Genomic DNA, 14,669 nt, shown 5'->3' with positions numbered 1-14,669 from the left:
CGGGGCGCGACAACGACAGAGGGCCCGAACCGGGAAATCGGTTCGGGCCCTCTCGAAGGTCTTCCACCAGCCGCCTACGGCAGCTGTGCCGCCCGCGACTCACGACGGTTGTCCCGGAAGTTGTTCACCCGGCGAGCCGTGGCGAACAGCGGGATGACCGCGCCCATGACCAGCTGCAGCGCGCAGCCCGTCTGAAGGAGCAGCTGTCCGCCCGGGGCGTCGAACGCCCAGGCCGCCAGCAGGCCCATGGCCGACACGATCCAGCCGAGCATCGCCACCGCGAGGATGCCCCGCGGCTTGGGGTACTCGACCCGGCTCACCATCAGCCACGCCGTCCCCAGGATCGCCATCAGCGTCGCCTCGAAGGGCAGCTCGAGCAGCACGATCGAGACCACGGTCAGCGCCCCGAAGGGGGACGGCATGCCCTGGAAGGTGCCGTCCTTCACCGTCACGCAGGAGAACCGCGCGAGTCTGAGCACCACCGCCAGGAGCACCACGATCGCCCCCACCGCCGCCACCCGCTGGGAGGCGTCGGCGGCGACCATGCCGTAGACGAGGACGAAGTACGCCGGTGCCAGGCCGAAGCTGACCAGGTCGGAGAGGTTGTCCAGCTCCGCGCCCATCGGCGAGGACCGCAGCTTGCGCGCCACCAGACCGTCGAACAGGTCGAAGACCGCCGCACAGAGCATCAGGATGACCGCCGTGGCCGCGCTGTTGCGGGCCATGCCGGACTCCTGGGTGTCCGTGAGGTGCGGGATCAGGATGCCGGTGGTGGTGAAGTACACCGCCATGAAGCCGCACGTGGCGTTGCCGAGGGTGAGGGTGTCCGCTATCGAGAGGCGGAGAGAAAGAGGCATCTCCTCCTCGTCGTCGGCCTCTGCGGCCTCGGGCACCCAGCCCGCCTGTGTCTCAGGATCAATCACGGTCAATGCGAGTCACCCCAGCCACGGTCTTCTGACCGACCTCGACCGCGACGTCCACGCCCTCCGGCAGGTAGATGTCGACGCGCGAGCCGAAGCGGATCAGACCGATGCGGTCGCCCTGCTCGACCTTCGTGCCCTGCGGAATGTAGGGAACGATGCGGCGGGCCACCGCGCCGGCGATCTGGATCATCTCGATGTCGCCGAGTTCGGTGTCGAAGTGCCAGACAACGCGCTCGTTGTTCTCGCTCTCCTTGTTGAACGCCGGGACGAACCCACCGGGGATGTGCTCGACCGACGTCACCGTGCCGGAGAGCGGCGCGCGGTTGACGTGGACGTTGAGCGGGCTCATGAAGATCGCGACGCGGGTGCGCCCGTCCTTCCACGGCATGATGCTCTGCACCACACCGTCCGCGGGCGAGATGACCCGGCCCGTGGCGATCTCGCGCTCGGGGTCGCGGAAGAACCACAGCATGCCCGCCGCGAGCGCGGTGGCGGGCACGGCCACGGCCTTGGCGGCGCCGGACTTGCGCGCGCGCACGAGGCTGAGGGCTGCGGTGGCGACGGTCGGGAGAAGCCACGGCGATGCTCCGCGCGCGAGGCGTACGCCGCCGACCTGGCTGTCGCGTGGTGCAGAGGTTTGGCTGTGGGGCATGGATGACCTTCGTAGCGGATGGCGCCGCACGGTAACGGGGGACGGCGGCTTTCCCGGGATCGTACCGGTCGTTGGCCACAACTGGGCAAGCCAGGAAGCCGAGTCGGCGGCTGAAGAGCGTTGACGGGGTGTGACCTTCTTCTCCAAGAAAACACCCCGTATCCGGACATCTAGCCCTGGAATCGATACTCTTCGAGCAGCCTGCGACCGATGATCATTTTCTGGATCTCGGCGGTACCTTCGCCGATCAGCAGCATCGGGGCCTCACGGTAGAGGCGCTCGATCTCGTACTCCTTGGAGAAGCCGTAGCCGCCGTGGATCCGGAAGGCGTCTTCCACGACCTCCTTGCAGTACTCGGAGGCGAGGTACTTCGCCATCCCAGCCTCAAGGTCGTTTCGCTCCCCGGAGTCCTTTTTGCGTGCCGCGTTGACCATCATCGCATGCGCGGCCTCCACCTTGGTAGCCATCTCGGCCAGCTTGAACTGGATCGCCTGGTGCTGGGCGATGGGCTTCCCGAAAGTGTGGCGTTGCTGGGCGTACGACACGCCGAGTTCGAAGGCACGCTGAGCGACGCCACAGCCACGCGCCGCCACGTTGACGCGGCCCACTTCCACGCCGTCCATCATTTGGTAAAAACCCCGGCCGGTGACGCCGCCGAGCACCCGATCGGCCGGAACGCGCAGGCCATCCATGATGAGCTCGGTGGTGTCGACACCCTTGTAGCCCATCTTGTCGATCTTCCCGGGGATGGTGAGGCCGGGGCGGACCTCTCCGAAGCCGGGCTCCTTCTCGACGAGGAAGGTCGTCATCGACTTGTGGGGCTTGGCGGCCGCTTCCTCGGGAGTGAGGCCTTCGTCACTTCGGACGAGAACGGCGACCAAACTTGACGTTCCGCCGTTCGTCAGCCACATCTTCTGGCCGTTCAGGACGTACTCCTCGCCGTCCTTGACCGCCTTGGAGGTGATGGCCGACACGTCCGATCCGAGGCCCGGCTCCGACATCGAGAACGCGCCGCGGATGTCGCCGGCCGCCATGCGCGGCAGGAAGTGGTCCTTCTGCTCCTGCGTGCCGTGCTGCTTGAGCATGTACGCCACGATGAAGTGGGTGTTGATGATGCCGGACACCGACATCCACCCGCGGGCGATCTCCTCGACGCACAGCGCGTACGTCAGGAGCGACTCGCCCAGGCCGCCGTACTCCTCGGGGATCATCAGGCCGAACAGGCCCAACTCCTTGAGCCCGTCGACGATCGCTTGCGGGTACTCGTCGCGGTGCTCCAGCTCGGTGGCGACCGGGAGGATCTCCTTGTCCACGAAGTCGCGGACGGTGGAGAGGATTTCCTGCTGAATGTCGGTCAGACCGGCGGTCTGGGCGAGGCGTGCCATCGGGCTCAGCCCTCCTGAAGTTCCGGGCGGCCGGGCTGCTCGCCGCCGCGCTCCTTGATGTAGGTCTCGGTGGGCACCATGACCTTGCGGCGGAACACGCAGACCAGCGTGCCGTCCTGCTTGTAGCCCTTGGTCTCGACGTACACGATCCCGCGGTCGTTCTTCGACTTGGACGGCCACTTGTCGAGCACGGTCGTCTGGCCGTAGATCGTGTCGCCGTGGAAGGTCGGCGCCACGTGCTTGAGCGACTCGATCTCCAGGTTGGCGATCGCCTTGCCGGAGACGTCCGGGACGGACATGCCGAGCAGCAGGGAGTAGATGTAGTTCCCGACCACCACGTTCTTGCCGAAGTCCGTGGTCTTCTCGGCGTAGTTGACGTCCATGTGGAGCGGGTGGTGGTTCATGGTGAGAAGACAGAAGAGGTGGTCGTCGTACTCCGTGACCGTCTTCCCGGGCCAGTGCTTGTAGACCGCCCCGACCTCGAACTCCTCGTAGGTGCGTCCGAACTGCATGCTCAGGCCTCCGGGATCTCGAAGGTGGAGGTGCGCTGCATGCCGGCCGCGCGCCCCTTGCCGGAGATGACCAGTGCCATCTTGCGGCTGGCCTCGTCGATCATCTCGTCGCCGAGCATCGCCGAGCCCTTCTTGCCGCCCGCCTCGGAGGTGTAGTAGTCGTACGCGTCCAGGATCAGCTCGGCGTGGTCGTAGTCCTCCTGCGAGGGCGAGAAGATCTCGTTGGACGCCTCGACCTGGCCCGGGTGCAGCACCCACTTGCCGTCGAAACCGAGGGCCGCGGCACGCTGGGCGACCTCGCGGTAGCCGTCGATGTTGCGGATCTGGAGGTAGGGTCCGTCGATCGCCTGGAGGTTGTTGGCGCGGGCGGCCATCAGGATCTTCATCAGGATGTAGTGGTAGGCGTCCGCCGGGTAGCCGGGCGGCTGCTCGCCCACGACCAGCGACTTCATGTTGATCGACGCCATGAAGTCGGCCGGGCCGAAGATGATCGTCTCCACGCGCTGGGACGCGGTCGCGATCTCGTTGACGTTGTTCAGGCCCTGCGCGTTCTCGATCTGTGCCTCGATGCCGATCTTGCCGACCTCGAAGCCCATGGTCTTCTCGATCTGGGTCAGCAGCAGGTCGAGCGCGACGATCTGCTCCGCCGTCTGCACCTTCGGCAGCATGATGCAGTCGAGGTTCTGACCGGCGCCCTCGACGACCGTGACGACATCGCGGTACGTCCACTCGGTCGTCCAGTCGTTGACGCGCACGACCCTCGTCTTGCCGGTCCAGTCACCCTCGTTGAGGAACTTGACGATGGTGTGCCGCGCCTCGGGCTTGGCGAGCGGGGCGCACGCGTCCTCCAGGTCGAGGAAGACCTGGTCCGCCGGGAGGCCCTGCGCCTTCTCCAGGAAGCGGGGGTTGCTCCCGGGGACCGCGAGACAGGAGCGTCGCGGACGCAAACGGTTGACGGGCGTGGTCATGCGGGGACCTCCAGGGGGTCGAGCTTGTTCGCGTTCCGGATCTCGTCGACGATCCGGCCGATGATTCCGGTGATGTCGAAGTCCTTCGGGGTGAAGACCGCGGCCACTCCGGCTGCCCGCAGCTGTTCGGCGTCACCATTCGGGATGATGCCACCGGCGATCACCGGTATATCTGTGGCACCGGCCACACGGAGCCGGTCCAGGACGTCCGGCACCAGCTGGGCGTGCGAGCCGGACAGGATGGACAGCCCGACCGCGTGCACGTCCTCGGCGATCGCCGCGTCCACGATCTGCTCGGGGGTGAGCCGGATGCCCTGGTAGACCACCTCGAAGCCCGCGTCACGCGCGCGGACGGCGATCTGCTCGGCCCCGTTGGAGTGCCCGTCCAGGCCCGGCTTGCCGACCAGGAAGCGCAGCTTGCCGACGCCCAGGTCCTTGGCGGTCAGGTCGACCTTGCGGCGGACGTCGGCCATCGCCGAGCCCTCCTCCGCGGGGACCGCCACCGGAGCCGAGGAGACCCCGGTCGGCGCCCGGAACTCGCCGAACACCTCGCGCAGCGCCCCGGCCCACTCGCCGGTCGTGGCGCCCGCGCGGGCGCACTCCAGGGTGGCCTCCATGAGGTTCGCGGTGCCGCGCGCGGCCTCCTTGAGCTTCGCCAGCGCCTTGCAGGGGCGCGGGTGGTTGAAGGGCGGCTGGTAGCGGGTGTCGCGCCAGTGCTGGAGCCCCTCGATGACCCGGGCCTCGACGGCCGGGTCCACGGTATGGATCGCGGTGTCCAGGTCGGCCGTGAGGGGGTTGGGCTCGGTCGTCTCGAAGATGTTGACGCCGATGATCTTCTCCTGGCCGGACTCGATACGGGCCCGGCGCTCGGCGTGCGAGGAGACCAGCTGCGACTTCAGGTAGCCCGACTCGACGGCGGCCATCGCGCCGCCCATCTCCTGGATCCGGTCGATCTCGGCGAGGGACTCCTGGACGAGCGTGGCGACCTTCGCCTCGACGACGTGCGAGCCCTCGAAGATGTCCTCGTACTCCAGCAGATCGCTCTCGTAGGCCAGCACCTGCTGCATCCGCAGCGACCACTGCTGGTCCCAGGGCCGGGGGAGACCGAGGGCCTCGTTCCAGGCCGGCAGCTGGACGGCACGCGCGCGTGCGTCCTTCGAGAGGGTCACGGCCAGCATCTCAAGGACGATCCGCTGGACGTTGTTCTCCGGCTGCGCCTCGGTCAGCCCGAGGGAGTTGACCTGGACGCCGTACCGGAAGCGGCGGTGCTTGGGGTTCTCGATGCCGTAGCGCTCGCGGGTGACCTGGTCCCAGATGCGGCCGAAGGCGCGCATCTTGCACATCTCCTCGATGAAGCGGACGCCCGCGTTCACGAAGAAGGAGATACGGCCGACGACATCGCCCATGCGCTCCTGCGGCACCTGACCGGAGTCCCGGACGGCGTCCAGGACCGCGATCGCCGTCGACATCGCGTACGCGATCTCCTGGACCGGCGTGGCGCCCGCCTCCTGCAGGTGGTAGCTGCAGATGTTGATCGGGTTCCACTTCGGGAGGTGGGAGACCGTGTACGCGATCATGTCGGTCGTCAGCCGGAGGCTCGGTCCCGGCGGGAAGACGTGCGTGCCGCGGGACAGGTACTCCTTGACGATGTCGTTCTGGGTCGTGCCCTGGAGCTGGGTGATGTCGGCACCCTGCTCCTCGGCGACGACCTGGTAGAGCGCCAGCAGCCACATGGCGGTGGCGTTGATCGTCATCGAGGTGTTCATCTGCTCCAGGGGGATGTCCTGGAACAGCCGGCGCATGTCACCGAGGTGCGCGATCGGCACACCGACCCGGCCGACCTCGCCGCGGGCGAGGATGTGGTCGGAGTCGTAGCCGGTCTGCGTCGGCAGGTCGAACGCGACGGACAGACCGGTCTGGCCCTTGGCGAGGTTGCGCCGGTACAGCTCGTTGGACGCCTCGGCCGTGGAGTGGCCGGCGTACGTGCGCATGAGCCACGGCCGGTCCTTCTCCCGCTTGCCTGCGGCGGGCTGACGCTCAGTCATCTATGACCCCGGGTGTCTCAGATGTTGCGGAAGCGGTTGATGGCGTCGAGGTGCTTGGCACGCATCTCCTCGTCGCGCACGCCCAGACCCTCCTCGGGGGACAGGCACAGCACGCCGACCTTGCCCTGGTGGGCGTTGCGGTGCACGTCGTGGGCGGCCTGGCCGGTCTCCTCCAGGGAGTACACCTTGGACAGGGTCGGATGGATCTTGCCCTTCGCGATGAGCCGGTTGGCCTCCCAGGCCTCGCGGTAGTTGGCGAAGTGCGAGCCGATGATCCGCTTCAGGGACATCCACAGGTAGCGGTTGTCGTACTCGTGCATGTAGCCCGAGGTCGAGGCGCAGGTGGTGATCGTGCCGCCCTTGCGGGTGACGAAGACGGAGGCGCCGAAGGTCTCGCGGCCGGGGTGCTCGAAGACGATGTCGATGTCCTCGCCGCCGGTCAGCTCGCGGATGCGCTTGCCGAAGCGCTTCCACTCCTTGGGGTCCTGGGTCTGCTCGTCCTTCCAGAACTTGTAGCCCTCGGCGTTGCGGTCGATGATCGCCTCGGCGCCCATCGAGCGGCAGATGTCCGCCTTCTGGTCGCTGGAGACGACACAGATCGGGTTGGCGCCGCCCGCGAGGGCGAACTGCGTGGCGTAGGAGCCCAGTCCGCCGCTCGCGCCCCAGATCAGGACGTTGTCGCCCTGCTTCATGCCGGCGCCGTTGCGGGACACCAGCTGGCGGTACGCGGTCGAGTTGACGAGTCCCGGAGCGGCGGCCTCCTCCCAGCTGAGGTGGCCCGGCTTGGGCATCAGCTGGTTGGACTTGACCAGTGCGATCTCCGCCAGGCCGCCGAAGTTGGTCTCGAAGCCCCAGATGCGCTGCTCGGGGTCGAGCATCGTGTCGTTGTGGCCGTCCGAGGACTCCATCTCGACGCTCAGACAGTGCGCGACGACCTCGTCACCGGGCTTCCAGGCGTTGACGCCGGGGCCGGTGCGCAGGACGACGCCCGCGAGGTCGGAGCCGATGATGTGGTACGGCAGGTCGTGCCGCTTGGCCAGCTCGTTGGTGCGGCCGTAGCGCTCCAGGAAGCCGAAGGTCGACAGCGGCTCGAAGATCGAGGTCCACACCGAGTTGTAGTTGACGCTCGATGCCATGACGGCGACCAGGGCCTCGCCCGGGCCGAGCTCCGGCACCGGCACGTCGTCGAGGTGGATCGACTTGCGCGGGTCCTTGTCGCGGGTCTGAAGGCCCGCGAACATCTCCGTCTCGTCCTTGTGCACGGTGATCGCGCGGTACGACTCGGGGAGCGGCAGGGCTGCGAAGTCGGCCGGCGTCGAGTCGGGCGACTGGATCGCGTCGAGGATGTCCTTCACGGTCACGGTGTTGCCTCCGGCGGTTTGGGTTTCCCCGGTTCGAGCGGAGTCGAGAACTGGGGAAGCGTCCTGAGGGAGGGACGCTGAGGGTTTCGTCGGTGCTGCTGAGGGTGGTGTCGAGAAGTGCCGTCGGTTCGGCGGGTGGTGCTTCGGCAGCGCTTTGTGGCGCGGGAGGGTGCCTGTGACGCAGGCGTCCGGGCGGGCAAGTCGATGACTTGTTGGGACAGCCGACGTGCGAAAGGTCTCTGCACGCCGGCCGCCCGGACACCATCAACGTATGACACCGCGTGTCACGTCGCAAGGCACTGAGTGCCAGGAATTGCTCTCACGTGAAATCTTTACGTAACAAATGAGCGATGATCGATCGAACGCGGGTGGAGAACAGCTGGAAATCGGGTGGAGGCAGACGAAAACGGCCACCCCGAGGGGTGGCCGTCGTCACAGCGGTGCGGTAAGGCTCAGCGCTCCTTGAGCGCCTCCTCGATGGCCCGCATGACCTGGTCGAGGGGGGCGTCGGTACGGGCCACCGTGACCAGTACCTCGCCGTGGGTGGAGACCGTCGCCGCCGCCGTCCTCGCGGCGGTGCTGCGGCCGGCTCCTATGCCGGAGCCGAACGTCTTGCGGACGATCGCGAAGGCGTGGTCGAGCTGGGCCTCCACGTCGCCCTGTCCGCCGGCCCGCAGCCAGCGCCGCAGCACGTGGTTGTGGGCCGTGACGACCGCGGACGCGGCGACCTCGGCCAGCAGCGGGTCGTCGTTGGCGTCGTCGTCGTGCGCGTGCTCGTCGAAGTGGCCGAGGAGATAACGGGTGAACAACCGCTCGTAGCGGGCCACCGAGGCGATCTCCGCCTCACGCAGGGTGGGTACCTCGCGCGTCAGCTTGTAGCGGGCGACCGAGATCTCCGGCCGGGCCGCGTACATCCGCATGACCTCCTTGATGCCGTTGCACACCGTGTCGAGCGGATGCTCGTGCGGGGGCGCGGCGTTGAGGACGGCCTCGGCGCGGATCAGGGTGTCGTCGTGATCGGGGAAGATCGCCTCTTCCTTGGAACGGAAGTGGCGGAAGAAGGTGCGGCGGGCGACTCCGGCCGCGGCCGCGATCTCGTCGACGGTGGTCGCCTCGTACCCCTTGGTCGAGAACAGCTCCATCGCCGCGGCCGCCAGTTCTCGGCGCATCTTGAGCCGCTGCGCGGCCGCGCGACTGCCTGCGGCACTTTCCGGTGCGTCGGGCGTGGCTGGTGTACGTGAGGACTTGGCGGACTGGGACATGACCCGAACGTACTGCATGTGCGCAGGTTGGCGCTCCTGTCCCAGGGACCCCCCGCCCGGTGCGGGCAGGGGCGTTCCGTGGGGGTCGAGCAGTCCGCCCCAGTCCTCGGCGTCCTTGAACCAGTCGCCGGACGGCTCAGCGGCGGGCATATTCGCGGAAGCCACGGCCGGTCTTGCGGCCGAGGCAGCCCGCGGCCACCAGGTGCTCCAGGAGCGGCGCCGGAGCCAGGCCCGGGTCGCGGAACTCGCGGTGCAGGACCTTCTCGATCGCCAGGGAGACGTCGAGCCCGACCACGTCGAGCAGTTCGAAGGGCCCCATCGGATAGCCGCCGCCCAGCTTCATCGCGGCGTCGATGTCGTCGAGCGAGGCGTAGTGCTCCTGGACCATCTTGACGGCGTTGTTGAGGTACGGGAACAGCAGCGCGTTCACGATGAAGCCGGCGCGGTCGCCGCAGTCCACCGCGTGCTTTTTGATCCTGACGCAGACCTCGCGGACCGTCGCGTGGACGTCCTCCGTGGTCAGGACGGTACGGACGACCTCCACCAGCTTCATCGCCGGCGCCGGGTTGAAGAAGTGCATGCCGATCACGTCCTGGGGACGCGAGGTGGCCCGGGCACAGGCGATCACCGGCAACGAGGAGGTGGTCGTCGCCAGGACCGCGCCCGGCTTGCAGACCTTGTCCAGCGCCGCGAACAGCTGCTGCTTGACCTCCAGGTCCTCCGCGACCGCCTCGACGGCCAGGTCGACGTCGGCGAAGGCCTCGTAGGAGCCGGCCGCGGTGATCCGCTCCAGGGTCTCGGCGGCGGCCTCGGCCGTCATCCGGCCCTTGTCCACGGAGCGCGCGAGGGACTTGCCGATCCGGGCCTTGGCGGTCTCGGCCTTCTCCTCGCTGCGGGCGGCCAGGACGACCTCGTAGCCCGCCTTGGCGAAGACCTCGGCGATGCCGGACGCCATGGTGCCCGAGCCCGCGACCCCCACGGAGCGGACCGGACGGCCCGCGGTCCCGGACCCGTCGGCGGCCGGGGTCAGGGCGTCCGGGACGACCGTCGCGCTGCCCGGCGCCTCGTACGAGTAGAAGCCCCGGCCCGCCTTACGGCCCGTCAGGCCCGCCTCGGCGAGCTGCTTGAGGATCGGGGCGGGGGCGTGCAGCCGGTCCTGGGACTCGGAGTACATGGCCTCCAGGACGGTGCGCGCGGTGTCGATGCCGATCAGGTCGAGCAGGGCCAGCGGGCCCATCGGCAGTCCGCAGCCGAGCCGCATCGCGGCGTCGATGTCCTCGCGGGAGGCGTACTTCGCCTCGTACATCGCGGCCGCCTGGTTGAGGTAGCCGAACAGCAGCCCGTCGGCGACGAACCCGGGCCGGTCGCCGACCGCCACGGGCTCCTTGCCGAGGGCCAGCGCGAGATCGGTGACCGCGCCGACGGCGGTCGGCGCGGTCAGCACCGAGGAGACGACCTCGACCAGCTTCATCGCCGGGGCCGGGTTGAAGAAGTGCAGTCCGAGCACCCGCTCGGGGCGGGCCGAGTCGGCGGCGAGCCGGGTGACGGAGAGCGCGTTGGTGCCGGTCGCCAGGATCGTCTCGGGGCGCACGATGCCGTCGAGCTCCCGGAAGATCTGGTGCTTGATCTCGTACGACTCCGGCGCCACCTCGATGACCAGGTCCGCGTCGGCGGCGGCCCGCAGGTCGGTGGCCGTGCGGACACGGGCGAGGACGTCGGCGCGCTCCTGCTCGGTCAGCCGGCCGCGCTGCACGGCGCGGGCGGTCGAGTTCTCCAGGGCGGCGACGGCCTTGGCGGCCGCGGCCTCGCTGATGTCGATGCCGACGACCGTGCGGCCGGCCTTGGCGAGGACCTCGGCGATGCCGGTGCCCATGGTGCCGAGGCCGACCACGGCAATGGTCTGGAGCGGGGACAGAGGGGTGTCGGACAGGGGAGTGGCCATCGCGGGACTCCTGGAAAGAGGTGACGACTGGGAGCGCGACCCGGTACGCCGACGGCGCACCGGGTGCGTGGAAGGTGCGGGTGTTGCCGGGCTGCTAGCGCACACGCCCGGTGGTGCGATGCCGTCGTCACGGGCGTGCACACGCCCGGCGAACGGTGGAGCCGACCGGCCCTGTCCCGGGGCCACGCCGTACTGAAGTGCTGGTACCTGAGGTACCGAACCGACTGCGCTCACGGCGGCTGCGTCACCAGGCCACCGCAAGGAGTTCCACGAGTGGGTAACTCGCTCGTCTGAGCTTAACCGGCGGGTAACGAGCGCGCCAGTCCCCGTGTTTGTGATGTACGTCCCGAGCCGCTCGCGGCCCGCCTAGGCTGCGTGTCATGGACGAAGAGTTGCGATCGCTCACGGAGCGCTTACGGCAGGAGTCGGGAGCCTCGGCGGCGTTCGAGCGGCTGGCGCGGACCGAGGACATCGACGCACTGGCCGCCGTGCTCATCGAACCCGGGCAGCCGCTGTGGGCGAGGGAACTCGCCGCCTTCCGGCTCGGGGTGGCCGGGGACCGGCGCGCCTTCGAGTCCCTCGTCCTGCTGCTCAACCACCGCGACCCGCAGCGCTGCGCCTCCGCCGCCCACGCCCTGGCCCGCCTGGGCGACCCCCGCACCGCCCGCGCTGCCGCCGCCCTCGCCACCAACGAACTGCGCGTCGCCTACGCCCTGCACCCGGTCCGGCTGCTGACCGAACTGGGCGCGCCCGAGTCGGTGCCGGCGCTCATCACCACCCTGGAGCGCCGACTGCGCCCCCACGACCCCTACCGCAGGGTGGCGCTCGCCTGTGTGGAGGGCCTCGGCACCCTGGGGGACGCCCGCGCCCGGACCGTGCTGAACGAGGCGCTCGCCCACCCGGTGCTGGCGGAGGCCGCGGTGCGGGCGCTGGCGAGGATTCCGGCTCAGCGCCGCTGAACCGGCAGCGCCCGCACGTACCGCACCTCGGGCACCAGGGCCCCGGCCACCTCGAAGGGCTCCTGGGCCCCGTCCGCGTGGAAGCCGCCGCGCTCGTAGAAGCTCCGGGCGCGGCGGTTGCCCTCGATGACCCAGAGGTACATCCGGGCGTGACCGGCGGCCGTGCAGCGGCGTACCGAATCCTGAAGGAGGGCGTGTCCGAGGCCCGCGCCGTAGTGCCCGGGGTGGACGTAGAGCGCGTACAACTCGGCGTCCGGGGTGTGCCGTTCGCCGTCCCGGTGGGGTCCGTGGGCGGCCCAGCCGACCACTTCGCCGTCCCGCTCGGCGACCAGGTTCACCACGCTGCCGTCGCCCTGCCGCAGCCGGGTCCGCAGGAGTTCGGTCTCCTCGGCCACGTCCATCGCGTCCAGGTACGGCTGGGGCATGAGTCCGCGGTATGCCGTCTGCCAGCCGCGGACCCGGATCTCGGCCACCCGCGGGCAGTCGGCCACGGTCATCCCGCGGACCTCGGTCATGGGGCCACGACCGCGAACGCCTCGACCTCCATCAGGAACTCCGGCCGCACCAGCGAGGCGACCTGTACCGCCGAGGCGGCCGGCAGGCGGTCGTCGGGTATGTGCTGGGCGCGGGCCGCGCGGATCGCCGGCATGTACGCCATGTCCGTGACGAAGTAGGTGAGTTTGACGACGTCGTCGAAGGTGGCGCCCGCGGCGGCCAGGCAGCGGCGCAGGTTCTCGAAGACCTGGTGGGCCTGGGCGGCGGGGTCGCCCGCGCCGACGAGCCTGCCGTCCTCGTCCAGGGCGAGCTGGCCGGAGATCGCGACAAATGTGCCGGTGCCCATGACGACGTGCGCGTACTGGGGAGCGGGGGCGAGCCCGTCGGGGGCGGGGATCCTGGTCAGCTCACTCATGCGTCCATGGTGGACCATGACACTGACAACGCCCCCGACGGGCCCTCAGATGGTGCTCAGCCGCGGAAGCCGAGCATGCCGTGCAGCGTCGAGCCGCGCGACGAGGCCGAGGCCGGGCTCAGCGGCTTCGGATCGGGCAGCGCGTCGCACACCGCGTCGGCCTCGCCGCCGCCGCGCGGCACCGTGCCGTCGGTCAGGTACGCCGCCAGGTGCTTGTCCAGGCAGGCGTTACCGCTCAGCGTGATGCCGTGGTTCCCGCCGCCCTGCTCCACCACCAGGCTGGAGCGGTGCAGCAGGCGGTGGACCATCACGCCGCCCTGGAACGGGGTGGCCGCGTCGTCCGTCGCCTGGAACAGCAGCACCGGCGGCAGCTGGCCGTTGGCCACGTCCACCGGCTGGAGCGAACTCGTCGGCCAGAACGCGCAGGGCGCGTTGTACCAGGCGTTGTTCCAGGTCATGAACGGCGCCTTCTTGTACACCGCCCAGTTGTCGTCGCGCCACTGGCTCCAGTGCCGCGGCCAGTCGGCGTCACGGCACTGCACCGAGGTGTAGACGCTGTAGCCGTTGTCACCGGAGGCGTCGACGGCGCCGAAGTTCTCGTACGCCTCCACGAGCGGGTCGGCGTCCTTGTCGTTGACGTAGGCCGCGAACGCCTGCGCCAGATAGGGCCAGTAGCCGTTGTAGTAGCCGCCCGGGATGAAGGTGTCCTCCAGTTCGGAGGCGCCCACCTTCCCGCCGGCCGGGGTCTTGGCCAGGGCCGCCCGCATCTTGTACCACGTGGCCTCGATCTTCGCCGGATCGGTGCCGAGCTTGTACGTGGCGTCGTACTTGGCGACCCAGGCCATGAAGGCGCGGTGGCGGTCGTTGAAGGCGTGGTCCTGCTGGAGGTTGTCCTCGTACCACACGCCCGTGGGGTCGACGATCGAGTCCAGGACCAGGCGCCGCACGCGCTCCGGGAAGAGCTTGGCGTAGACCGCGCCGAGATAGGTGCCGTAGGAGTAGCCGAAGTAGTTGATCCTCTTCGCGCCCAGGGCCGCGCGGATCGAGTCCATGTCCCGTACGGCCTGCACGGTGTTGATGTACGGCAGCACATCGGCGTACTTCGTGCCGCAGGCCTTCGCGAAGGACTTGGCCCGCTGGAGGTTGGCCTTCTCGATGGCCGGGGTGCTCGGCACCGAGTCCGGGCGGACCGGGTTGAAGTGGCCGGGCCTGCAGTCCAGCGCCGGCTTGCTCTTGCCCACACCGCGCGGGTCGAAGCCGATGACGTCGTACTGCGCCGCGACCGCCTCGGGCAGCGCGCCGGCGACGAATCCGGCCAGCGTCAGACCGCTGCCGCCGGGGCCGCCGGGATTGACCAGCAGCGGGCCCTGGGACTTCTTCGCGGTGTGCGGGACGCGGGACAGCGCGAGGGTGATCTGCCGTCCGCGCGGGTGGCGGTGGTCGAGTGGGACCTTGAGGGACGCGCACTGGAGCGTCGGGTAGTTCGTGGTGCCGCAGCTCTTCCAGGTGAGCTTCGCGGCCTGAGCGGTCTGTGCGGTACGCGGAGTGCTCGCGTCGGCGGGCAGGGCCGTGAACGATCCGGCCACGACGACGGAGACGCCGCACAGCACGGCTGCGCGTTTTCTCATGGAGTCCTCCCAGGACGGAGGTTTCGGGCCGCGAGTGTCACGGTCCACGCGGCATCGTCCCGGAAAGTGCGCCTGGAAGAACGCGTTCTGGCAATACTTGACCCGATTGGGGCGCGGGATGC

The 14,669-nt window shown here is 69.2% G+C and carries 13 protein-coding genes; 1 reads left to right on the top strand and 12 read right to left on the bottom strand.

Annotated features, from left to right (window positions below):
• Positions 1–74: 74 nt before the first annotated feature.
• From pssA to ACZ56U_RS00565, 9 genes are all read right to left on the bottom strand, one after another.
• Positions 75–893 carry a CDP-diacylglycerol--serine O-phosphatidyltransferase gene (gene pssA, locus ACZ56U_RS00605; protein ID WP_469081821.1) on the bottom strand — a complete coding sequence of 273 codons (819 nt, stop codon included), beginning with the start codon at positions 891–893 and terminating at the stop codon, positions 75–77.
• Positions 894–915: 22 nt separating this feature from the next.
• Positions 916–1,575: a phosphatidylserine decarboxylase gene (locus tag ACZ56U_RS00600; RefSeq protein WP_353692342.1), complete on the bottom strand. Its 660-nt coding sequence runs from the start codon at positions 1,573–1,575 to the stop codon at positions 916–918.
• A gap of 170 nt (positions 1,576–1,745) precedes the next feature.
• A complete protein-coding gene (locus tag ACZ56U_RS00595) occupies positions 1,746–2,960 on the bottom strand; it encodes an acyl-CoA dehydrogenase family protein (RefSeq protein WP_469081820.1) in 1,215 nt (404 codons plus the stop codon).
• A gap of 5 nt (positions 2,961–2,965) precedes the next feature.
• Complete coding sequence (locus ACZ56U_RS00590) at positions 2,966–3,472, bottom strand: MaoC family dehydratase (RefSeq protein WP_007385824.1); 507 nt, start codon at positions 3,470–3,472, stop codon at positions 2,966–2,968.
• A 2-nt stretch (positions 3,473–3,474) separates the two neighbouring features.
• Entirely contained in the window at positions 3,475–4,440 is a 966-nt protein-coding gene (locus ACZ56U_RS00585; protein ID WP_391239297.1) for an HpcH/HpaI aldolase/citrate lyase family protein, read from the bottom strand.
• A complete protein-coding gene (locus ACZ56U_RS00580; RefSeq protein WP_469081819.1) occupies positions 4,437–6,485 on the bottom strand; it encodes a protein meaA in 2,049 nt (682 codons plus the stop codon). The genes ACZ56U_RS00585 and ACZ56U_RS00580 overlap by 4 nt, the downstream gene beginning before the upstream one ends.
• A gap of 17 nt (positions 6,486–6,502) precedes the next feature.
• Positions 6,503–7,846 carry a crotonyl-CoA carboxylase/reductase gene (gene ccrA, locus ACZ56U_RS00575; RefSeq protein WP_469081818.1) on the bottom strand — a complete coding sequence of 448 codons (1,344 nt, stop codon included), beginning with the start codon at positions 7,844–7,846 and terminating at the stop codon, positions 6,503–6,505.
• A 452-nt stretch (positions 7,847–8,298) separates the two neighbouring features.
• Positions 8,299–9,126 (bottom strand): TetR family transcriptional regulator, encoded by an 828-nt coding sequence (locus ACZ56U_RS00570; RefSeq protein ID WP_469082264.1) that lies wholly within the window; start codon positions 9,124–9,126, stop codon positions 8,299–8,301.
• A 118-nt stretch (positions 9,127–9,244) separates the two neighbouring features.
• Positions 9,245–11,050 carry a 3-hydroxyacyl-CoA dehydrogenase family protein gene (locus tag ACZ56U_RS00565; protein ID WP_469081817.1) on the bottom strand — a complete coding sequence of 602 codons (1,806 nt, stop codon included), beginning with the start codon at positions 11,048–11,050 and terminating at the stop codon, positions 9,245–9,247.
• 380 nt (positions 11,051–11,430) lie between these two features.
• On the opposite strand from ACZ56U_RS00565, the gene ACZ56U_RS00560 reads away from it, so the two are divergent.
• Positions 11,431–12,009, top strand: coding sequence for an adenylosuccinate lyase (locus ACZ56U_RS00560; RefSeq protein ID WP_469081816.1), 579 nt, complete (start codon positions 11,431–11,433; stop codon positions 12,007–12,009).
• Here ACZ56U_RS00560 and ACZ56U_RS00555 read toward each other — a convergent pair.
• From ACZ56U_RS00555 to ACZ56U_RS00545, 3 genes are read right to left on the bottom strand one after another with little or no spacing between them, the layout of a single operon-like run.
• A complete protein-coding gene (locus tag ACZ56U_RS00555; RefSeq protein WP_469081815.1) occupies positions 11,997–12,524 on the bottom strand; it encodes a GNAT family N-acetyltransferase in 528 nt (175 codons plus the stop codon). The genes ACZ56U_RS00560 and ACZ56U_RS00555 overlap by 13 nt on opposite strands.
• Positions 12,521–12,919, bottom strand: a complete 399-nt coding sequence (locus tag ACZ56U_RS00550) for a RidA family protein (RefSeq protein WP_469081814.1) — start codon at positions 12,917–12,919, stop codon at positions 12,521–12,523. The genes ACZ56U_RS00555 and ACZ56U_RS00550 overlap by 4 nt, the downstream gene beginning before the upstream one ends.
• Before the next feature lie 56 nt (positions 12,920–12,975).
• A complete protein-coding gene (locus tag ACZ56U_RS00545) occupies positions 12,976–14,547 on the bottom strand; it encodes an alpha/beta hydrolase (RefSeq protein ID WP_469081813.1) in 1,572 nt (523 codons plus the stop codon).
• Positions 14,548–14,669: the final 122 nt, after the last annotated feature.

The organism is Streptomyces sp. NPDC034103 (assembly GCF_055575395.1).
This window is presented reverse-complemented; position numbering and strand designations above follow the sequence as displayed.